General features: G+C 49.6%; 18 protein-coding genes. 9 read left to right on the top strand and 9 right to left on the bottom strand.

Going from position 1 to position 20,668, the window contains the following annotated elements; all coding sequences use genetic code 11:
- Window positions 1-22: 22 nt before the first annotated feature.
- The gene (locus ACO0LN_RS02695; RefSeq protein ID WP_422970848.1) at window positions 23-937 is read right to left on the bottom strand and encodes a LysR family transcriptional regulator; all 915 of its coding nucleotides are present in this window, start codon (window positions 935-937) and stop codon (window positions 23-25) included.
- 178 nt (window positions 938-1,115) lie between these two features.
- On the opposite strand from ACO0LN_RS02695, the gene ACO0LN_RS02690 reads away from it, so the two are divergent.
- The 5 genes from ACO0LN_RS02690 to ACO0LN_RS02670 all read left to right on the top strand — a co-directional run bounded on the left by ACO0LN_RS02690 (window position 1,116) and on the right by ACO0LN_RS02670 (window position 8,644).
- Window positions 1,116-3,098 (top strand): alkyl/aryl-sulfatase, encoded by a 1,983-nt coding sequence (locus tag ACO0LN_RS02690; protein ID WP_422970847.1) that lies wholly within the window; start codon window positions 1,116-1,118, stop codon window positions 3,096-3,098.
- Window positions 3,099-3,902: 804 nt separating this feature from the next.
- Entirely contained in the window at window positions 3,903-5,888 is a 1,986-nt protein-coding gene (locus ACO0LN_RS02685) for a methyl-accepting chemotaxis protein (protein ID WP_422970846.1), read from the top strand.
- Window positions 5,889-5,984: 96 nt separating this feature from the next.
- Complete coding sequence (locus ACO0LN_RS02680) at window positions 5,985-6,278, top strand: alkyl sulfatase C-terminal domain-containing protein (protein ID WP_422971266.1); 294 nt, start codon at window positions 5,985-5,987, stop codon at window positions 6,276-6,278.
- A 168-nt stretch (window positions 6,279-6,446) separates the two neighbouring features.
- Window positions 6,447-8,144, top strand: a complete 1,698-nt coding sequence (locus tag ACO0LN_RS02675) for a tetratricopeptide repeat protein (RefSeq protein WP_422970845.1) — start codon at window positions 6,447-6,449, stop codon at window positions 8,142-8,144.
- 95 nt (window positions 8,145-8,239) lie between these two features.
- Window positions 8,240-8,644: a hypothetical protein gene (locus tag ACO0LN_RS02670; protein ID WP_422970844.1), complete on the top strand. Its 405-nt coding sequence runs from the start codon at window positions 8,240-8,242 to the stop codon at window positions 8,642-8,644.
- Window positions 8,645-8,896: 252 nt separating this feature from the next.
- On the opposite strand, the gene ACO0LN_RS02665 is transcribed toward ACO0LN_RS02670, so the two are convergent.
- From ACO0LN_RS02665 to ACO0LN_RS02640, 6 genes are all read right to left on the bottom strand, one after another.
- Window positions 8,897-9,418 (bottom strand): hypothetical protein, encoded by a 522-nt coding sequence (locus ACO0LN_RS02665; protein WP_422970843.1) that lies wholly within the window; start codon window positions 9,416-9,418, stop codon window positions 8,897-8,899.
- 350 nt (window positions 9,419-9,768) lie between these two features.
- Complete coding sequence (locus ACO0LN_RS02660) at window positions 9,769-10,815, bottom strand: tetratricopeptide repeat protein (protein WP_422970842.1); 1,047 nt, start codon at window positions 10,813-10,815, stop codon at window positions 9,769-9,771.
- Between the two features lie 66 nt (window positions 10,816-10,881).
- Window positions 10,882-11,373, bottom strand: coding sequence for a hypothetical protein (locus ACO0LN_RS02655; protein ID WP_422970841.1), 492 nt, complete (start codon window positions 11,371-11,373; stop codon window positions 10,882-10,884).
- A 67-nt stretch (window positions 11,374-11,440) separates the two neighbouring features.
- Window positions 11,441-11,869, bottom strand: coding sequence for an SMI1/KNR4 family protein (locus tag ACO0LN_RS02650; protein ID WP_422970840.1), 429 nt, complete (start codon window positions 11,867-11,869; stop codon window positions 11,441-11,443).
- A gap of 127 nt (window positions 11,870-11,996) precedes the next feature.
- On the bottom strand, window positions 11,997-12,701 hold the full coding sequence (locus ACO0LN_RS02645; RefSeq protein WP_422970839.1) for a GntR family transcriptional regulator: 705 nt from the start codon (window positions 12,699-12,701) through the stop codon (window positions 11,997-11,999).
- A 152-nt stretch (window positions 12,702-12,853) separates the two neighbouring features.
- Window positions 12,854-14,170 carry a C4-dicarboxylate transporter DctA gene (locus ACO0LN_RS02640; protein ID WP_422970838.1) on the bottom strand — a complete coding sequence of 439 codons (1,317 nt, stop codon included), beginning with the start codon at window positions 14,168-14,170 and terminating at the stop codon, window positions 12,854-12,856.
- Between the two features lie 303 nt (window positions 14,171-14,473).
- On the opposite strand from ACO0LN_RS02640, the gene ACO0LN_RS02635 reads away from it, so the two are divergent.
- Both ACO0LN_RS02635 and ACO0LN_RS02630 read left to right on the top strand, forming a co-directional pair.
- Window positions 14,474-15,733 carry an allantoate amidohydrolase gene (locus ACO0LN_RS02635; RefSeq protein WP_422970837.1) on the top strand — a complete coding sequence of 420 codons (1,260 nt, stop codon included), beginning with the start codon at window positions 14,474-14,476 and terminating at the stop codon, window positions 15,731-15,733.
- Between the two features lie 43 nt (window positions 15,734-15,776).
- The gene (locus ACO0LN_RS02630; RefSeq protein ID WP_422970836.1) at window positions 15,777-17,000 is read left to right on the top strand and encodes a M20 family metallopeptidase; all 1,224 of its coding nucleotides are present in this window, start codon (window positions 15,777-15,779) and stop codon (window positions 16,998-17,000) included.
- A 97-nt stretch (window positions 17,001-17,097) separates the two neighbouring features.
- On the opposite strand, the gene ACO0LN_RS02625 is transcribed toward ACO0LN_RS02630, so the two are convergent.
- The gene (locus tag ACO0LN_RS02625; RefSeq protein WP_422970835.1) at window positions 17,098-17,313 is read right to left on the bottom strand and encodes a hypothetical protein; all 216 of its coding nucleotides are present in this window, start codon (window positions 17,311-17,313) and stop codon (window positions 17,098-17,100) included.
- A 256-nt stretch (window positions 17,314-17,569) separates the two neighbouring features.
- Here ACO0LN_RS02625 and ACO0LN_RS02620 point away from each other — a divergent pair, with 256 nt between their 5' ends.
- Both ACO0LN_RS02620 and ACO0LN_RS02615 read left to right on the top strand, forming a co-directional pair.
- Window positions 17,570-18,250, top strand: a complete 681-nt coding sequence (locus tag ACO0LN_RS02620) for a M949_RS01915 family surface polysaccharide biosynthesis protein (RefSeq protein WP_422970834.1) — start codon at window positions 17,570-17,572, stop codon at window positions 18,248-18,250.
- A 19-nt stretch (window positions 18,251-18,269) separates the two neighbouring features.
- Window positions 18,270-18,968: a M949_RS01915 family surface polysaccharide biosynthesis protein gene (locus tag ACO0LN_RS02615; RefSeq protein ID WP_422970833.1), complete on the top strand. Its 699-nt coding sequence runs from the start codon at window positions 18,270-18,272 to the stop codon at window positions 18,966-18,968.
- A gap of 42 nt (window positions 18,969-19,010) precedes the next feature.
- On the opposite strand, the gene ACO0LN_RS02610 is transcribed toward ACO0LN_RS02615, so the two are convergent.
- Window positions 19,011-20,360 carry an MFS transporter gene (locus ACO0LN_RS02610; protein ID WP_422970832.1) on the bottom strand — a complete coding sequence of 450 codons (1,350 nt, stop codon included), beginning with the start codon at window positions 20,358-20,360 and terminating at the stop codon, window positions 19,011-19,013.
- Between the last annotated feature and the right edge of the window lie 308 nt (window positions 20,361-20,668).

The raw sequence follows: 20,668 nt of genomic DNA, 5'->3' as shown, positions 1-20,668 counted from the left end.
TGAAATGTTGGACCTGCGACTGCTACTGCCGTGCATGCAGTTCAGCCAATTCCTTGAAGCGTGCTATGACATGCTGCGCCACCGGTGAATGACTGCGGCCCCGCAGTGAAACTATGCCTACCTCGGAATGCATATTCGGGATGCCCGTTATCACCAGCGGCAACATCAAGCCACGCTGTATTTCATCTGCCACCGCAGCATTGATGGCCGCCAGTATGGTGTCAGACTCCAGGGCCGCGCGCTTCAGCGTCAGTACATCATCACACTCAAGCGCAATTGGCAAAGCGGCACCCGCTGGCAAACCCAGCAATTGCGCCAGCGCCTTGCGTATCGCTTGCGGCAAACGCACTGATGCCAGACCATAATCGAGAATATCCGCAGGCAGCCTCCCTGCCTTGTTCAATAACGGATGCCCGGCACGCACAAAAAAACCACCACTCTGGCGCGCCAGCAAATCAATATCCAAATCCTGGTCCGGCGGCAGGTCACGCGTGTCTGCCACAAAAAAATCAAGCTCTTCAGCCCGCAGATGCTGGGCCAGGTATTCCCAGTTATTGACTTCTACCCGCAAGCTCACACCTGCAAAATTCTGCCGCAATTCTGGCATCAGCATGGGCAACAAGGTCGCCGCCGGAAATGGCCCCACGCCTATCGCCAGCTCACCTATCTGCTTGTTGCGGTATAGCTCTATATCCCTTTGCAGGCAATTGCTGTCAAACAGCAGCTTGCGCGCCCTGTCTATAAAAAAGCTGCCAGCAGGAGTAGGCAGCACCTCGGTCGTGCCACGGTCAAACAATTGCACCTGCAACTCAGCCTCTGCCGCCTGTATGCTACGACTAAGGGCAGACTGCGACAGATGCACACGCTCTGCAGCGCGGGCAAAATTCTTTTCATCTGCCAGGGCAACTACATGTTTGAGTCGCTTAAGTTCCATCATGTCCCATAGCCCTTACCTGAAGAAAACAGCATAAAAAGTCGGCAATGTGCGCAGTTCTTGAGTATTATCATTTCAATACGCTCATGCATGCAGCGCATTGATTTTAGCTTAAGAATGCATTGGACAACTACAATTCGCTGCCCTACGCTCTTCCATAAAATAAATAATGGAGACTGTCATGCATCATTTGAAGTTAAATCCTCTCGCCGCCCTGCTCTTTGTCAGCGTCACGAGCAGCCTCGCTCTCAGTGCTTGCGGACAAAAGGCCAGCAATGCCCCCATGGGCGACGCCACGGCCACCACCGTCAAAGCCAATGCCGACATGGCACAAAGCCTGGCGCTGGATGATCAGCAAGACTTTGAAGATGCCAAGCGCGGCCTGATCGCCAAACCAGAAGGTAAAATCCTCGGCCCCGCAGGTGAAGTGCTCATCGATTTCGATGCCTGGAAATTCATCGACGGCGCAGCCCCTGCCACTGTCAATCCCAGTCTGTGGCGGCATGCCAAACTCAATGCCCAAATCGGTCTGTTCAAAGTCACTGATGGCATTTACCAGTTGCGCAGTTTTGATATCGCCAATATGAGCATCATAGAAGGCAAGACAGGTTGGATCATTGTCGATCCACTCACATCAAAAGAAAGCGCCAGAGCCGCCCTTGCCTTTGCCCGCAAACACCTGGGCGACAAATCCGTGACTGCCATCATCTTCACCCACAGCCATGCCGACCATTTTGGTGGTGCACTCGGCGTCATCACGCCAGAAGAAGTCAAAAGCAAAAACATCCCGGTCATCGCGCCTGATGGCTTCATGGAAGAAGCAACCAGCGAAAACATCCTCGTCGGCACCGCCATGGCCAGGCGCTCTGGCTACCAGTTTGGCAAAGACCTGGAGCGCTCACCCAAGGGCCTGGTCGATACCGGCCTGGGCAAAGGCGTCGCCTATGGCAGCATAGGCGTGCTGGCACCTAACCAGTTCATCACCAAAGAAACGCAGGAACTGACACTGGACGGTGTGAACTTTGTCTTCCATAACGTGCCAGGTGCAGAAGCACCATCAGAACTGACCTTCAGCATCCCCGATAAAAAAGCCTATGCCGGTGCCGAGATACTCGCCCAAACCATGCACAATCTCTTGCCCGTGCGCGGTGCCAAGGCACGCGACGCCCAGCGCTGGAGTACCTATCTTGAACAGGCCCTCGCACAAAGTGCCGATGCCGATGTTTATTTTGGCCAGCACAACTGGCCCATCTGGGGCAAGCCACGTATTGCAGAATTCATCACCAAACAGCGCGATGTCTATAAATACACCCATGATCAGACCGTGCGCCTCATCAATGCCGGTTACACGCCTTACGAAATCGCCGACAAAATCAAGCTGCCCAAATCACTGGAAAACTATTTCGGCGCACGCGGCTACTACGGCGATCTGCGCCACAATGTCAAAGCCGTCTATCAGTTCTACATAGGCGCGTATGATGGCAACCCCGCCAACCTGAACCGCCTGCCACCGCAGGAATCTGCCAAACACTATGTAGAGTTGCTGGGCGGCGCAGATAAAGCCGTCGCCGCTGCGCGAGCATCTTTTGACAAGGGAGAATACCGCTGGACAGCCGAGCTGCTAAACCACGTCGTCTTTGCCGACAGCAACAACAAAAACGCCAAAGAATTACTGGCACGCACCTACGAGCAAATGGGCTATGCGGCAGAAGCATCCACCTGGCGCAACAGCTACCTCACCGCCGCCAATGAACTACGCAACGGCCCACCCGCCAAAGGCGTGAACCGCGCGGCCATGATAGACATGCTCAGCCAAACCCCGATAGAACGCTTCCTCGAAGCCATGGCCGCCGGCCTGAATGGCCCAGACGCTGAAGGCAAAGACTACAAGCTCAACCTGGTGCTGACCGACACCAAGGAGTCTTACGTACTATGGATAGAAAACGCGGTACTGCATCACAAGAAAGCCGAACCAGTCAAAGATGCGAATGCCACGCTGACGCTGACGAAGCCCATCTTCATCAAGATGATGGCCGGGACGGCGGGCATCAAAGATACCTTGTTCAGTGACGACTTGAAGGTGGATGGGAGCAAGATAGATCTGGTGCGCTTCTTTGGTCTCATCGACAAGGCGGCTGGAACGTTTGGGATCGTGACGAAGTAAACTCGACGCGTACCCAGCTTAAAAGCGCCTATCAAGGATACGGACTCGATGATCGTAAAAACCACGCACTGCGTAAGGGCACAGGGATTTACGACGCAATTGGAAATAGAGACGCGGGCGGGGAAATCGCCAAACCAGAATAGAGAAACGCTTCAGCGCTGCACCGTACTTGTGGCCTGCATATTTTTAACATTCTTAAATATGCATCCATACTTAAAACAAATGTCAAATTACCGATAATATCCATTGCTGCAAACCAATTCGGTTTTATAATCGGGTTCGTGAAGAGCGCATTTATCCGGTTGTCTCTCAATTGCAAGCGCTTCCAAACAAATCGCAGCCTTGCAATTTAAATCTTATACCGCCAATTCTCGCGGTAATGCTGTTGCACATTGGCCCAGGTCCTGCCAAAGCTTCTCAAATTTTAGTTAACTATTTTTTTGCCTCGTCTTCGATTGCATCATGGCTTGGCACATAGCGACGAATTTGCAATCCAATCTCCGGCAAATCGAATCTGAGTTGGCAGGCTCCGCAATTTTAGGAAATGACCAAGCCAACTACAGTAACGACACCGAGGGGGATGATGTGATAGTGCCAATCAAAAAAGTCAATTCTTTTGAAGTTGTGCACATTGTCGGCTAGCAATTTATTAAATCGTTGCTTTCTTGTGCAATATCAATATGCCGTAAAGAATCATTAAATGCAGGAAAAATAGGCGTATAAGTAAGAGGCAAGTTTCGTAGAGACCGCACCTTCAGAATAAACGCCTCAACAATAATTTGCGATTATAAAGACAGGGACAAAATGAAATTTCAATTTCGCAGTATGCAAAGCTGGAGTGTTGGAGCAAAGCTGACCCTGGCCATCTTTTTTCTTGTGTCTTTGATGTTTATCACTTTCATCACGCTCATCGACGTCAACCTTTCAAAGCAAGTGGAACAGCAGGTATCCGCTGATTTAATAGCGCGGACTAATCTCATTGCAGAAATGATAGACAGCTTTGACCGCGACCAAAGAGCGCAGATTAACGTTTTCTCCAAAGTCTTTAAGAGTAATTTCACAGGCGATTTTGCTGTGAATGAAGCTGTTACTGTTGATGTCAAAGGCACTGCTACAGCGTCCCTCACAAGCAACGGTTCTGTTTTAAATATGGAATTCAAAACTCCTGATCAATTCACAGCACAGACTGGTGGAGTTGCTACTATCTTTGTCAGGCAGAAAGATGACTTTGTTCGCATTTCCACCTCTCTCAAAAAAGAAAATGGTGAGCCTGCCATCGGTACTAGCCTGGACAAAAATGGGGCCGCATATAAAAGCATCATGGAAGGTAAGAGTTACGTCGGCAATGCCGTGCTCTTTGGTCGTCAATATGTGACGCAGTATGACCCCATCAAGTCCGCTGACGGCAATGTGATCGGCATCTTGTTTGTTGGCTCCGATTTTACAGAAGCCGCCAAGCGCATCAAGGATCAGATACGCCCCTTGAAAATCGGGGATACTGGCTATTACTATGCTATCAATGCCAAAGAGGGCAGCGACTATGGCTTGCTGATGCTACATCCAAGTAAAGAAGGACAAAACGTACTGGCATCAAAAGATGCAGACGGACACGAATTCATCAAGGAAATGCTGGAGAAAAAGGAAGGCATCATTCACTATCCCTGGATCAACAAGGAACTGGGTGAGACTGAAATCCGTGAAAAAGTGGTGGCCTACAAAACCAATAAGAACTGGAACTGGCTGATTGCTGGTGGCGTCTATACGGACGAATTTACGCGTGAATCAAAAGGCTTTATGCGTATGATTGGCGCACTCGCCATTGCAGTTCTGCTGGCAATGGGCGCTGTCATGTATTACACCATGCGCCGTAGATTAAGCTATCCGCTGCAAGAGGTGAATGCCGCTGCTATGCGTTTGGCCAGTGGTGATTTGACTGTCTCGCTGAACGTGACACGCGTTGATGAGATAGGTCAATTGATGCAATCCATTAATGAGATAGGCCGCGGATTGACTAACGTAGTCCATCAAGTTCGAAGCAATACCGCTTCAATAGCGCAATCGTCCAAAGAAATTGCCAACGGCAATGCCGACTTGTCTGCCCGGACAGAGTCGCAAGCCAGTTCACTGGAGGAAACTGCGGCATCAATGCATGAACTGACAGGAACCGTACAGAAAAACTCAGAAAGCGCCGAAAACGCCAATAACCTGGTTGTGGCTACCTCAGAAGTAGCCGCCAAGGGTGGCGCGGTGGTGACCCAGGTGATCGACACCATGGACTCAATACAAACCAGTTCACGTAAGATTGTCGATATCATTTCAGTGATTGACGGTATCGCTTTTCAGACCAATATCCTGGCGTTAAATGCCGCCGTTGAGGCAGCTCGTGCTGGCGAACAGGGGCGTGGCTTTGCTGTTGTTGCTACTGAGGTGCGTAATCTGGCACAACGTTCGGCAAGCGCCGCCAAGGAAATCAAAATCTTGATTGATGATTCGGTTGAAAAAGTGGATGCAGGTCATCGCCTGGTGATTGAAACTGGCAGGACAATGACTGAAGTCGTTGATGCGGTTGACCGGGTAGCCACCATCATTGCAGAAATCAGTGATAGCAGCCGTGAACAAAGCTCGGGAATAGCACAAATCAATCAGGCAGTTGCACAAATGGATGAGATGACTCAACAGAATGCTGCCTTGGTTGAACAGGCTGCGGCCGGTGCAAAAGATATGGAAGAACAAGCACAAGCGCTAGTGCATGCAGTACGTGTATTTAAAGTCATGCCGGCTTTAAAATAGCTGTCGCCCAGGTAGGGCAATTAGCAATCACCTGATTGCCCGCAAGCTTGACAATGTTGGAAAGTTAAACCTGACCCCGCACCCGCTGCAACCCCGATAGAGAGCTTCCTAGAAGCCATTGCCGCCGGCCTGAATGGCCCCGATGCCGAAGGCAAGGATTTCAAATTCAATCTTGTACTGACCGACACCAAAGAGTCTTACGTACTATGGATAGAAAACGCGGTACTGCATCACAAGAAAGCAGAACCGGTAACTTTACATAATCGCACGCACGATATATATCAAAATACAACAGTCACTTCAAAGACTTCCATCCCATACTTCCTGCCGTCATCAACCTCATATCACCAACGGCACGACACATATCTTCAATCGCTAAGTAGCAACTAATATATATGCGATTGCGCATAGCTATAAATTTGTACGAAGCAACTAATATTTCCCCGCAAAATCATTCCCTCCAGCAACAGCCTTGCATACAAGCCTGACTACGTTTATATTGCCGGGTTGCCCGCCCCCTATATTGCGCTTTTACAGTGCATAAAAACAATTCAAACCATGTCCGCAGAACCCCAGATCAAGATTTACCAAGACGATATCACGCCATTTTTGCAGCGCCTGCCTGCTTTTTTGCTGTTTCCTTTCAAGCCTGCGCCGCTGATCATGATTGCGGGCCTGTCAGCCCTGAGTGTCGTGACGGTGTTTGCCTTTGGCATGTTTCGCGGCTTGCTGATGCTGTTCTTTTTGCGTTATGCGTATGCGGTCATGGAAATGGCATCGATGGGGCAACTGAACCCAAAATGGGATGACATTACTGTCTGGGGTAATAAAGATAAACGCCCCTATAAGCAGAACCTGGTGTTCCTGCTGTATTTTCTCTTGATGGTCGTGGTTGGCACATATGCCATGAAGCCGGATGCGAATGCGCCTGCGATCTCATCCAAATCCCAAACCAGTGCCACAAGTGTGCAAATGCCTGCGGCGGCATCGCTGGCGGCAATAGCGGGCAATGAGGCCTCCCCTGCCCGCAGGCCTGTGCCAACAGATGAGGATGACGACAGCGCCGACCCGGATGAACCGAAAGCCCTCAGTCAGTATGATATGGCTGCGCCCAAGGCTAGCAGCGATGGCAGTGATGAAGCAGCCCGGCGCATTGCCATGCGTGAGGCGGAGCTGACCAATGGTACGCAAAACGGCGCGCAAGACAATAGTGTAGAAGAAAGCAGCAACCAGCCGCGTAGCAGGATGGATAAATTCATGGCGCCGGATGTGCATTTCGCCAAATGGTTCTATGTGCTTGCCATTCTTTTTGCCCTGCCCATACCCGCTGCAGTGATGGTGCTGGCGATTGAAGACAATGCCTGGCGTGCACTCAACCCTGCAACGGCGCTGTTCTTCATACGTGGCATGGGTGCATCCTATTTCGTGGTGTGGGCAATCTTTGGTGCAGTTTTGTTGAGCATAGAGGGCTTGCGTCATCTGATACCGGCAACCTGGTCACCCTTCGTGAGCGTGCCGCTGATGACATTTTTGAATTTTTACCTGATCCTGGCAACCTATTCGATGATGGGCTATGTGCTGTATCAATACCATCAGCAACTCGGTTTGCCGGTGGCAGTGGATTTTGATACGCACAGGGAGCAGTCCAAGGCGAAGGACAATCCGGCACCTGCATCTTCTGATCCGTTCATCCAGCGTATCGACGCACTCCTGATGCGGGGTGAACTCGATGCTGCCTTGCGCATACTGGAAGATGAAATGCGCTATGAGCGCGGCAACCTGACCCTGAATGAAAAGCTGTATCAGCTGCTATTGCGCAAAGGCGATGAAAAACGCATCTGCGAACAGGCACGGCGCTATATGCTGGCGCTGGGTAAAGCTGGCTATCATGAAAAAGCCATGCATATGCTAGGTGAACTCAAAAACCGCGACCCGGCTTTTGAAGTGCAGCCGGACGATATCCTGCAAGTTGCCAGCAGTGCTTTTGCGACCAATGATTTCAAGGGCGCGATGAATCTGATACAGGGTTTTGACAAAAAGAACCCCAAGCATGATGACATCCCTGCCATATACATGCTGGCTGCCCGCCTGTCTGGCGACCATTTCCGCAAATATGCGCAGGCAATTTCCATCGTGAAGGTGATCTTGCAACGCTACCCGGATGCAGACGTGGCAGCAGAAGCCAGTGCCTATCTGGAAAAAATGCAAAAGCTCATGGCAGCATTACCACCTGCTGCACCAGTGGCATCAAGCTGACAATCGGCTCTTGCAAGTCAAAGAATAGAGCTCACCTCACCACCGCTGGCTCAGTGGATGGTGACTTAAAAAATATTTAAAAGGATATAGTAATCATGTCACTCGCTGGAAGAATTCGTCTTTTGGGTTTCTGTTTTTCTGCACTGGGCTTATATGAGGGAGTTGGAGGTTATCTCGAAAATCGCGACTTCGAACTCCTCGGAAGAAATGCTCAGGTTGAACCACTGGAGAAAATTTCTGGGCCAGCCAGCAATCAAAACAACGTCCGCCTGACACTCATCACAGAACGAGGCGAAAAGTATACTGTGACGAAAAGCATTGATCAGGCTACCTCGCAAACCCTGCATGGTGGACGAAGTATGAGGATCATTTATTTAGCGAATGACTATACAAAGAACAGATGGCCATGGGAAAAAAGAGACGTGAAAATGGGGCTCGTCATGACGATTTTTGGTTTTCTTATTTTGGCATTCTCTTATACGTACCGGCCATCAAAGTGAAACATCGCGTGATGTGACAGATTTGGCCAGGTCCCCCAAGGGCAACTCCGTGCTGGTTTTGACACTTTGAATAGGGAGTAAGTGATTTGAGAAAATCATTGCAATGATTAGCTCATTGTAGGTACGATTAGTGAAACGTAATCGTACGCATGCAAAACGTTGAAACAACTATAGGTCTCTCAAACATTATGCGTGAGTCAACATGCTTACGATTACGCGATGCTAATCGTACCTACGCAGGGTAAGACTGCTTTAATTGAATTCCAGGACATGCAATCCAGATTTTTCTGCCAGACGTAGAACTGGCTCAGCCCTCAGGCGGTCGTTAAAATAGAGCTCATGGGTGTCGTCCCACGATGCTACGTAGAGACTATCAAACTCAGGCAAGATGAGAAACTGGAATGGCGTGCTGAGCATTTTCTGCTTGCATTGCGTCAGATATCCAGTCTTGTCGGTATATTGCCTGATGACCAGTTTCTCTTTTTGCGGCCATTGACCACGGTAACGAACCGTGAACACCTCGGTAGCATCAAATATGGCAGCCCAGTGCGACAGAAATTTCTTATTCCGGTTTTCTTGTTCAGCGGCGTCTATGTTATCCAATAAAGGATACTCTCTCTCGCAAGTGATCCAGTGGTCAAACACAGAGGTGGCAACGCGCCCCATATTGCCGTGATCAATGTTTTCTTTTATGTTCTGCAAAAATGGGAATTGCAGCTTGATGCTGTTTTCTTTGTCGGTGCTGACTTTGGATAATATTTTTGTTTTGCACATGTTGTTCAATGATCGGGGTTGCATAAGTGTGTGCGATTACGTCGTCAATTTCTATCAAATGCAGGTCGTGTAGGTCCGATTAGTGAAACGTAATCGTACGCATGTAAACCGCTGAAACAGTCATAACGCTCTCAAGCTTGATGCCCGCGTAACTTGTACTGTGCGTCCAACCAGGAGTCTTGAGTGAGTAAATATGCTTACCATTACGCAAAGCTAATCGTATCTACAGGACTGATCTGACAATCGCAGTCTTAAAGTCGGAAAATGATCAGATCATGTCATGGCTATTGCATGCAAATTATCAAAACTTGAGCAACGCTCTCAAAGCCAGCACGGAATTTGCATTGTGATTATTCATCTATTTTCTGACCCTGCCTCCTCCAGCGCTTGGCAGTGGCACTATTCGCAGTTACACCATAAGTTCCTTTTTCGTATATATTTGCAAGGCGAAATGCCGCTGATGAAATTCCTATGTTTGCGGCTGCAGTCAACCAGTTTACATATTCTGCAGGATGGTCAACAAAAAAGCTTTTTTGATCTTCGAGGAATAATTTCAGCAACTGCTCTGCTTTTCTTGGATTACTAGGTACGCCATCACCGATTTGGTACATTTTAATGACAGACCACCGTGGCTTATAAGCTCCCCGTTTTCCTGCTCGCTCGTACCATACTATGGTCTCCCGGGGATTCTCTGTAGTACCGATTCCGTGGTAATGCATATACCCTATGCGGATAGCAAGATCGCAATAGCTCTGGTCGTCAAAATTTCTTTGCGCCATGAGCCTGATTATTGTCTGCAAATAGAATTGTTTATTGGCTCTATCATTGGGATCCTCATTGTTGACGTTGAGCCAGCCATGACTGGTTAACATCTCAAGCGCGTCACGATTACCAGTCATCACCGATTTCTCGATCCAAGGCAGCCATATTTCTGGAGATGCGTTTTCTTCCTTAAGCACTCGCCCCAGTTTCACCTGAGCTATTGCATCACCTGCTTGAGCAGCTAATGTGTAGTAAGAAATGGCTCTTTGTAGATCTGATCTTGAAGACCTGCGATTTAAAAATATATCCCCTAACGCGGTCAATTGTTGCGTATCAGTTGCCAGAACCGTCGCTGCACATTCATCTAAAGCTTCAACCCCCATTCGTGGAGAATATGTCATTACGCATCCGCCGGACTGAGCCTGAGCAGTAGCAAATACCGTCATTAGTAAAACAGGGCTCAAAAGCCTCACCACCTTATTCCTATTCATCTTGATTTCTTTCTGTAGCATGCCAACGCGCCCCATATTGCCGTGATCAATATTTTCTTTAATGTTCTGCAAAAATGGGAATTGCAGCTTGATGCTGTTTTCTTTGTCGGTGCTGACTTTGGATAATATTTTTGTTTTGCGCATGTTGTTCAATGATCGATGTTGCATAGATGTGTACGATTACGTCGTCAATTTTTATCAAATGCAGAGCTATGCAAAATTCGGTTTCTGAAGTGATACCAGCACTACCTGTCCATCATTCGCGGAATAAGAGATATGTATTTGATTCGCAGCTACGTTGTCCCAACGATCTGCTGCAACAGAGCCATCGTTTCTCATTCTTTGCCATGTCGGAACTCCCATAAGGGACACCAACTCTTCATGTTTATCGGTGAAACTTATTCCAAATGGAATAACTCCTCGAAACTGCGAGTAATTATCTTTACCTTCAGCATAAAGAAATATTCCAGAGAAATACAAGGGGCCAGATCCCAACACTTGTTTGTCCTTACCTAAGAACATGGCTTCGTCTGTAAAAACAAAACATATACCGTCATCAGGCTGCTCAACATAGCAATCAAATTCATCCATTGGAAGATTTAAATCGTTTGATAAATCAACACTTATGCCCGCAAACAAAGTTATCACCGATGGCGTCAAAACGCTCATACCTAATTGAGAAATAAATAAATTTATATCCATTTTTCTGGTTTCATGTATGTGCGCATGTTGTTCAATGTCAAGGATTGCTTAGCAAGAGTAGATACTGTTATTCATGCCACAAGCTCACGAATTCACTGAACCTATGGGCTACGAAAAATGATTGTCCCGAAGCTGGATCGAATACCTCAACCGTAGGCGAGCTTTTATTAAAGTTCAAACAAATCAAATAATCTCCGGCATCTCTCGCTATGGGAATAAATCTTTCCGGTAGATTGAAAACTCCGTGGGGTCGTGCATACCATGAAATAGTAAACTGCCTGACTTCATCAGTGAACTCAAAAAATTCACTAATGCATGTCTCTTCTTTCTGGTATTCAAATGTAGAAATCTCCGGACACGCACTGTCAGAATGCATCACTAAATCTACATACGAGTCAGGGAAAATAACATTTAGTTTTTTCTGTACTGCAGACACAATCCGTGAATCGACAGATGATTTCTTCTCTATTCCAAATGATTCCCAGTCAATCGTCATTCAATGACTCCAGCCAACGATGGGCTCTAAATAATCGCAAATACGCTTAAGAACGCGTGAACATTGCTTGTTACCCTGGTTTTCTCAAATCGCTTTTTCACAGTAAAACCCAAGCTACCCAATTCACTCAAGCCAGCAAAGCCGAAATAAAATCCTTCTTGTCACTCTTCGCCACTTCCTTGAATTGCAGTGCTGATTCAACGTGGTGCAAGTGATGGGCCATCAGTTCTACGGCTTTTTCTACATCCCCGGCTTTTGCGGCCTTGATGAATTCTACGTGTTCATCTGATGAGCAACTGGCGTCGCGGCTGGACTGGTAGAGCATGGTGATGAGGGAGCTGCGGCCAGCGAGTTTCATGAGGATGTCGGTCAGTACCAGGTTGCCTGCGGTTTTGGCGAGCAGGATGTGAAAGTCGCTGAGCAGGGTTGAGCGTTCCTGTACGTTGTTGTCGCTGATGGCCTGGCGTTCCTGGAGCAGGTGTTGTTCTATGCGGGCGTAATCTTCTGCGGTGGCCTTGGCGATGAATTCGCGTACCAGCGCAGCTTCGAGTATGCGGCGGACAGCAAATATCTCGTGCGCTTCCTGCTCACTGGGCTTGCTGACGAAGGCGCCTTTTTCTGGCACGAGGTCGATGAGCTTGTCCTTGGCCAGCATGACGAGGGCAGCGCGGATTTTGGTGCGGCTGACGGAATACATGCGCGCCAGTGCCTCTTCCCTGAGCTTGGTGCCGGGCGGCAGCCTTTGCTCGGCGATGGCCGTGGTGATGTCTAGGGCGATGGCTTCTGAGCTGTCTGCCTGGTCTGCCTGGGCTGGATTGGTGGTGGCGGTCATATTCTTATTTACCTATAGAGCTAGCGTGCTGCATGATGAGCTAAGGCGAAATTGTAACCTGATAAACTTAACGCCCAAAGATTTTGGCCTTTGGGCGTTATTTTTATTCCACTACCCTTGACCTGGCGCAGTCAGCGTATAAAAAACCAGCGTCATCCCGCCACCAGCTCTGCCTTGCTATTCGCCAGATCATAACTGGCAATCGCAGCAGTATCGCCATTCAGCACAGCATGGGCACGGCTTCTGTCTATGTCTTTTTCCCATGCGGCGACAACCACGGTAGCAACGCAGTTACCGATCAGGTTACCCAGGGCACGGGCGATGCCGATGAACCAATCGACTGACAGCACCAGTACCAGGCCCACTACCGGTATCGCCGGTATGGCAGACAGGGTGGCGGCCAGGATGACGATGGCCGAGCCGGGTACGCCATGTGCGCCTTTGGAAGTGACCAGGGCAATCGCCAGTATCGCCAGCAAATCTGAGAACGCCAGCGGGGTATTGGTGGCCTGGGCGATGAATACGGCGGCCAGTGTCAGGTAGATGGAAAACGCGTCGAGGTTGAAGGAATAGCCGGTGGGTATCACCAGGCCGACCGTGGTGTCCTTGATGCCCATGTATTCCAGCTTTTTCATCACCTGTGGCAAGACAGAGTCTGACGATGCTGTCGCCAGCACTACCAGCAATTCTTCACGCAGGTATTTGATGAATTTGAAGATATTGAAGCCAGCGACTTTCAATATCCCGCCCAGGATGACAAATACAAAAATGATGACGGCAGCGTAAAACAAGATCACCAGCAAACCCAGTTGTTTCAACGAGCCCACCCCATATTTGCCCACGGTGAAGGCAATTGCACCAAACACGCCCAAGGGGGCGAGCTTGATGATGAAGGACATGCACTTGAAAAATACTTCAGACAGGCTGCTGATTGCGTCGGCAATGGGGCGGGCTTTTTCACCGACCAGTGACAGGGCGCAGCCAAATATCAGGGAAAACAGCAAGACCTGCAACACGTCACCCGAGGTAAAGGCGCTGACGACTGTGGTCGGGATGATCTTCATGACAAATTCGGCAAAGCCTGCGCTTTTGACCTTGTTGGCATTATCGACATAAGTGCCCAGGGTGCTCGCATCAAGCGAAGCGGGAACGATGTTCATGCCCTCACCCGGGTGGAACAAGAAAGCCAGTGCCAGGCCCAATACCAGTGCAATCGTGGTCACCACTTCAAAGTAAATCAGCGCCTTGAGGCCGACGCGCCCTACTTTCTTGAGCTCGCCCGCACCATAAATGCCATGGACGACGACGCAAAAAACGATCATGGGGATGATCATCTTGATCAGTTTGATAAAACCATCGCCTATGGGTTTGAGGCTGACGCCAAAGCTGGGGTACAAGACCCCTATCAGTATCCCGGCTGCCAGGGCGATAAGCACCTGGCCAAAAAGTGATTTATAGATGCGCTGCACGATTACCTCCTGATTGACTGGTTATTATTACTTACTGAAATTCAACTCCAACTCATTGATATATAGACGAAAATTTTTGCAGACCTCACCATCAAGCCAGCTTTTCAGGAAGCGATCTGAAATCAAATATACTGCATCCAATTTTTGTATGCAATAAATGAATTCAATAGTAGAATCCAAAAAAACAGGTAAAGCGGCAGCTCTCACGACCAGGTAAATGCGGCATACATAACAAGACAAGCCGGGACAGCCACAGCTCACAATGAAGCCTGTACAAGATACCTAACAAAGGAGGAGACCAGCATGTCGAGCAAGATGCATTCCTACGCGAGTTGTGGCTCGCAAATCATGAACAGGGCTGACGTATTGGCGCAACATACCGAAGCACCGGGCATGTTGACGCGCACTTACCTGACCCCTGAGCACCACAACGCCGCAGCCCAAGTGGCTGAATGGATGTGCGCTGCCGGCATGAATGTACGGCGCGATATGGCAGGCAATGTCATAGGTCGCTATGAAGGCCTGGAACCCAACGCCCCCGCCCTGCTGACCGGCTCGCATTTTGATACGGTGCGCAATGCGGGCAAATATGACGGCAACCTCGGCATCTTGCTGCCACTGGCCTGTGTAGAGCAATGGCATGCGGCGGGCAAGCGTTTCCCTTTCGCGATAGAGATCATCGGTTTTGCTGAAGAAGAAGGCGTGCGCTTCAAGGCCACCCTGCTGGGCAGCCGTGCCGCCGCAGGCACGTTCGACATGGCTGTGCTGGATAATCTGGATGACAGTGGCCAGAGCATGCGCGAAGTGATGACGGCTTCAGGCTTTCACCCAGCCGGGCTGGCCAAGGCCGCGTATGACCCGGCCAGCGTATTGGGTTTTGTCGAAGTACATATAGAACAGGGGCCGGTCTTGCTCAATGAAGGTCTGGCGCTGGGCGTGGTCACGGCAATCTCCGGCGCGACCCGCTTTATGGTCGAGGTGGAAGGTTTGGCAGGACACGCAGGTACTGCACCCATGGGCATGCGCCGTGATGCCGCCATGGCCGCAGCAGAAACCGGCCTGTATATAGAACAGCGCTGTCAGGGCATACCCGGCCTGGTTGGCACGGTGGGGCAATTCAATGTACCAAATGGTGCTGCCAATGTCGTGCCTGGCAAGGCGGTATTTTCGATAGACATACGTGCTGAGCGGGATGCCGTGCGCGAGCAGGCCGTGGTCGATGTGCTGGCGCAAATCGAGCGCATCGCAGCACGCCGCAAGGTGCAATTCAATTTGCGAAAAACCCATGAAGCTGCCAGCGTGCCTTGCGCGCCTTGGCTACAACAGCAACTGGCAGATTCCATTACCGACTGCGATGCAGCCTTACGCCACCTGCCCTCTGGTGCCGGACATGATGCGATGGCAATGGCCGCCATCTGCGATGTGGCCATGCTGTTTGTACGTTGCGGCAATGGCGGTATCAGCCACCACCCGGATGAAATCATGACGGCAGAAGATGCCGCACTCGCCACACAAGCCTTTGCCCATTTTGTTGAACACTTTCAATCGAGGCGTCAAGCATAAGACGCCAAATCACACTCAATACTCACAATGAAAGCTCTCCACCATGAATAACTACGAACAACTTGATGCCTGGATAGACAACCACTTTGACGAGCAAGTCAAATTCCTGCAAGAACTGGTACGCGTGCCTACCGACACACCACCCGGCAATAACACTCCGCATGCAGAACGCACCGCCGATCTGCTGCAAGACATGGGTATCAGCGCAGAAAAACATGCAGTACCTGATAGCGAAGTCAAAGACGCAGGCCTGCAAAGCATCACCAACCTGCTGGTGCGTCGCCAGTATGGCCCAGGCAAGACTGTGCTGCTGAACGCCCATGGCGATGTAGTGCCACCGGGCGAAGGCTGGACCAAGAACCCTTATGGTGGTGAAATAGAAAACGGCAATATCTATGGCCGTGCCACAGCTGTCAGCAAATGCGATTTTTCGACTTACACCTTTGCCTTGCGCGCCCTCGAAGCGGTTGCCAAACCAAAGGCGGGTACGCTGGAATTGCTATTCACTTACGATGAAGAATTTGGTGGCGAAGTAGGCCCCGGCTGGATGCTCAAGCATAATCTCATCAAGCCTGACCTGATGATAGCCGCTGGTTTCTCTTACCAGGTCATCACAGCGCATAACGGCTGTTTGCAGATGGAAGTGACGGTGCATGGCAAGATGGCCCACGCAGCAATCCCTGATTCGGGTGTCGATGCCTTGCAGGCTGCTGTCAAGATTTTGAATGCCCTGTATGCGCAAAATACCTTGTACAAACAGGTCACATCGAAAGTCGAAGGCATTACCCACCCTTATTTGAATGTGGGGACCATAGAAGGTGGCACCAATACCAATGTCATCCCTGGCCGCGTGACGTTCAAACTCGACCGTCGCATGATACCGGAAGAAAATCCGGCAGAAGTCGAAGCAACTTTGCGCAAAGTCATCAGCGATACGGCAGCAGATTTGCCCGGCATCAGCATTGATATCAAACGCATCTTGCTGGCAAATTCCATGCGGCCCTTGCCGGGTAATACGCCGCTGGTAGAGGCGATACAAAAGCATGGCGGGACGGTGTTTGGTGAAGCGATTCCTGCGCTGGGTACGCCGCTCTATACTGACGTGCGTCTGTTCTCGGAAGTGGGCATACCGGGGGTTATCTATGGCGCAGGGCCGCGTACTGTGCTGGAGTCACATGCGAAACGGGCAGATGAGCGTTTGAATCTGGAAGATTTACGCAAGGCTACCAAGGTCATTGCGCGTAGTCTGGCGGATTTATTGGTGTGATGCCGGGTTGCACTTGCCAAGCCAAATCAAACTCAACAGGCATGCGATCACACTGTATGTGTATCGCATGCATGCTGGCCGGGTACATGTGTGCGACTCAGGCTAACTGATTTTTTCTGTCCGCCGCTATTGCCTGATTGCGGGCGATTTCGAGTTCCATGGCTTTCATCTTTTCCTGATGTTCCATGCTGCGTTGTTGCAGCTCAGTTTCATGCTGACTGGTCTTGATCCAGGCATGGCAAACCGAGTAAGCGATGGCAACAGCAAATGCACCGAGGGGAACGATTTGGGAGTAAGACAGTATATCGGACATGATGTTTTTCCTTGCTTGGTTGATGGAGACGTTAGTATATGGAAGCAAAGTCAGGTACATAAGTAGCGGCTGTAAGCAGTATTGCATGACATTTGTCATGCCCCCACCCTGCTCTGGTGAACAGCAAGGCTGGTAAGCAGAGTACTGGCAAAAACTGTCGCTGCAACAAAGTAATACAGGTGTTACAGAGTTTTCTTGCTAAGCTACGCGCCCTGATCAAAGAATCAATAAGGCGCGAATAGCGCCACCTGCTGCCATGAAATATCTGCTCCCCCTGTTTTTCCTGTTACCTGCGCTCGCTTTTGGCCAGGGCAAGGACAGCAAAACCACCTGCACTGATGAACGCCTGCTACAGGCAGAGACATTGAAAAAATCCGGCATAAGTCTGTCGGTGTTCAAGCACTACTGCTATAGCGACCAGTCTGGCAACTACGTGCTTTATCTGACTGAAAAGCAGGATGTGAAGCAAGGTGAAGACAAACTTTCCAGCGCTGTAGAAGCGCACCTGCTGAAGATAGAAACTGATAAATCCCTGAGCAGCATTGCCAGCATACGCGACAAGGCCAATGCCGATGAAGCGGGCATGGAATTTTGGAGCAAGCTGACAGAAATCGGCGACATAGACAAGGATGGCAACATCGAAGCCATCATCGTCTATCGCTTCTATAACAAGAAAGAGGACAGACCCGCAGAGCAGGATGCTTTTTCAGGCCGCATCAAGATAGTGATGTTCTACAAGGGTAGCAAGGTCGTCATACGTGCCATTACGGGCACTCTCGATGGTGAGCGCGAAACCACGGCGACAGATAATTTCTTTGCCTTGCCTGCCTCAGTGCAAAAGAACCTGGTGAAGAAGATGGCGAACATGTACAAAGATAATTTGTATGGCTTTGATAATAGCTATCAATTCAAACCCGTCAAAGCACGAACCAAATAACAGCCTTTTATATTGCATCATGAAACCAAGTTTATTTCTGCTCTTGCTGGCATGTGCCAGCCCTTTCGCCTGGGCACAGAACAAAGGTGTCAATACCATCTGCAAGAACGACGCCATGCTCATGCATGCGGCAACCCTCAAGAAACTGAACATACAATTGCCAGTGAGCCAGCACTATTGCTACAGCGACCAAAGCGGCAATTATGTGCTGTACCTGGCGGAAGAACAGGATGTCGAATACCCAAGTGAAAACCTGTCAAACAGCATAGCCGCATATCAATTCAAGATAGAAGATGACCAGTCTCTTACCAACCCTATCATCATCCGCGACAAGGCAGCCAGGAATGATGCCGGGGTCGCATTCAGGCAAAAACTGATCGAGTTTGTTGACATAGATGGCGATGGCCGCATAGAGCCCATCCTGGTTTATCGCTTCTATCTTGATGACGATGCCAGGATAAATTACGACCCTTACTTTGGCCGTCTCAAGATAGTCATGTTGTACAAGGGAGAAAAAGTCGTGATAAGGGCAAGCACCGGGCCATATCATGGTGATGCATTCACGACTGCAAGTGAGAATTTCTTTTCCTTGCCAAAGTCCGTACAGGAATATCTGGCAAGGAAAATGAAGAAAATGTCAGAAGACAAGTTTTTCGCCTTTGAGCACAACCACAACTATATGCCACTCAAAAAGCGCGAGCCTTACAAGGAATTCTGAGGGCAGCTTCTGGCGAATTCGCTACCCTCTATTCTTTTGGGCTTAGGCAGGCTTGAATTCCATGCGTTTGATATCACCGACAATAAACACATAGCAAAAAATAGCGATGGCGGCATTGGCAGCTACAAAAACCAGGGCACCGGCAAATGAACCCGTCGCTTGCAGGATATAACCGATGACGATCGGTGTAGTAATACCGGCGACGTTGCCAAAAGTATTGAACAGCGCACCACTGAGGCCACCCGCTTCTTTTGGCGCTGTGTCAGATACCACAGCCCAACCGAGAGCGCCTATGCCTTTGCCAAAGAATGCCAGTGACATGGTCGCAATGACGATTGCATCTGTCGTGATGTAATTGCAGAAGATCATGCTCATCGCCATCAACAGGCCGATGACGATGGGTGTTTTTCTGGCCTTGGACAAAGATACACCGGCCTTGATCATGCGGTCAGAAATGATACCGCCAAGTACCCCACCGATAAAGCCTGCGATGGCGGGAATGGCCGCGACGAAACCCGCTTTGAGGATAGTCATGTGCCGCTCTGTCACCAGATACACAGGGAACCAGGTCAGGAAAAAATACGTCAGCGTATTGATGCAATACTGGCCAATATATACCCCCAGCAGCATGCGGTTGGACAGCAATTGCCTGATGATGGAAGCAGTATCAAGCTGCTCTGTTTTTGTAGTCTGGTGCGCAGTCTCAAGATCAATCAAGGCCCCGCCGTCTTTTAAATACTGCAGTTCAGCAGCATTAATGCGCGGGTGCGTTTGCGGGTCGTGCAGTTTGAACTTCCAGACCACAGACATCATGATGCCCAAAGAACCCATGACATAAAACACACTGGGCCATCCCCATTGATGGACGATCCAGCCCATGAAGGGTGCAAAAATCACGGTCGCAAAATATTGCGCAGAATTAAATATCGCTGCCGCCAGCCCGCGCTCACTGACAGGGAACCAGGCAGATGCAATACGGCTGTTACCAGGAAAGGATGGCGCCTCTGCCGCACCAACCAGCAGGCGCAGCGCAAACAGCACGGCAATCGCCATCGCCCCCGACAAAAACCCCACGAGGCCCATGAGCATCGTAAAAAATGACCACAGGAAGATACTGAAGAAATACGTCCCCTTGGAACCATATCTGTCCAATAGCCATCCACCGGGGATTTGCGCCAGCACATAAGACCAGGCAAACGCTGAAAAGATAAAGCCCATCTGCACAGATGACAGGCCCAGGCTCTTGCTTAACTCCGGCCCGGCGATGGAGATGGATGCACGATCAGCATAGTTGATGGTCGTTACGATAAATAAAATCAGCAATATACCCCAGCGGGTTCCTGTGCGTGTCTGGCTGTTCTGCCTGCCTGCTGCTAATGCTTGCGCGTCCATCCTGTCCCCATTTGTATAGTTTTTCGATATCGCTTGCAGCCATAGAAATGGAGCAATGCCAATGCCGGATTAAATATATCTAAAACTATACATTGTTATAGGACGTCCTACAACCAAGGATTATAACGAAGGCCATTTTGGGAAAACTTAAACACTTGTGGATGACATTTCCTTTCGGATTCATAGATAACAATTGCTACTGATTGTTATCAGGGATTATTGCTTGCTTTATTTGCCAAAATCCATGTTGTACGACAACATATGATAAACTCATGATTTCAAGAGTATCAAGTTTTGATTGGCTGTCG

The sequence above is a fragment of the Undibacterium sp. TC9W genome (assembly GCF_049339865.1).
Classification (GTDB): Bacteria; Pseudomonadota; Gammaproteobacteria; order Burkholderiales; family Burkholderiaceae_D; genus Undibacterium.
The sequence above is the reverse complement of the archived record's forward strand: the minus strand, read 5'-3'. Positions and strand labels throughout refer to the sequence as shown.

Coding starts and splice junctions, on each gene's coding strand:
- ACO0LN_RS02690 (WP_422970847.1), top strand. CDS start 1,116: ATGCATCATTTGAAGTTAAATCCTCTCGCCGCCCTGCTCTTTGTCAGC.
- ACO0LN_RS02675 (WP_422970845.1), top strand. CDS start 6,447: ATGTCCGCAGAACCCCAGATCAAGATTTACCAAGACGATATCACGCCA.
- ACO0LN_RS02665 (WP_422970843.1), bottom strand. CDS start 9,418: ATGTGCAAAACAAAAATATTATCCAAAGTCAGCACCGACAAAGAAAAC.
- ACO0LN_RS02670 (WP_422970844.1), top strand. CDS start 8,240: ATGTCACTCGCTGGAAGAATTCGTCTTTTGGGTTTCTGTTTTTCTGCA.
- ACO0LN_RS02695 (WP_422970848.1), bottom strand. CDS start 937: ATGATGGAACTTAAGCGACTCAAACATGTAGTTGCCCTGGCAGATGAA.
- ACO0LN_RS02655 (WP_422970841.1), bottom strand. CDS start 11,373: ATGGATATAAATTTATTTATTTCTCAATTAGGTATGAGCGTTTTGACG.
- ACO0LN_RS02650 (WP_422970840.1), bottom strand. CDS start 11,869: ATGACGATTGACTGGGAATCATTTGGAATAGAGAAGAAATCATCTGTC.
- ACO0LN_RS02620 (WP_422970834.1), top strand. CDS start 17,570: ATGAAATATCTGCTCCCCCTGTTTTTCCTGTTACCTGCGCTCGCTTTT.
- ACO0LN_RS02660 (WP_422970842.1), bottom strand. CDS start 10,815: ATGCGCAAAACAAAAATATTATCCAAAGTCAGCACCGACAAAGAAAAC.
- ACO0LN_RS02625 (WP_422970835.1), bottom strand. CDS start 17,313: ATGTCCGATATACTGTCTTACTCCCAAATCGTTCCCCTCGGTGCATTT.
- ACO0LN_RS02615 (WP_422970833.1), top strand. CDS start 18,270: ATGAAACCAAGTTTATTTCTGCTCTTGCTGGCATGTGCCAGCCCTTTC.
- ACO0LN_RS02645 (WP_422970839.1), bottom strand. CDS start 12,701: ATGACCGCCACCACCAATCCAGCCCAGGCAGACCAGGCAGACAGCTCA.
- ACO0LN_RS02610 (WP_422970832.1), bottom strand. CDS start 20,360: ATGGACGCGCAAGCATTAGCAGCAGGCAGGCAGAACAGCCAGACACGC.
- ACO0LN_RS02635 (WP_422970837.1), top strand. CDS start 14,474: ATGTCGAGCAAGATGCATTCCTACGCGAGTTGTGGCTCGCAAATCATG.
- ACO0LN_RS02685 (WP_422970846.1), top strand. CDS start 3,903: ATGAAATTTCAATTTCGCAGTATGCAAAGCTGGAGTGTTGGAGCAAAG.
- ACO0LN_RS02630 (WP_422970836.1), top strand. CDS start 15,777: ATGAATAACTACGAACAACTTGATGCCTGGATAGACAACCACTTTGAC.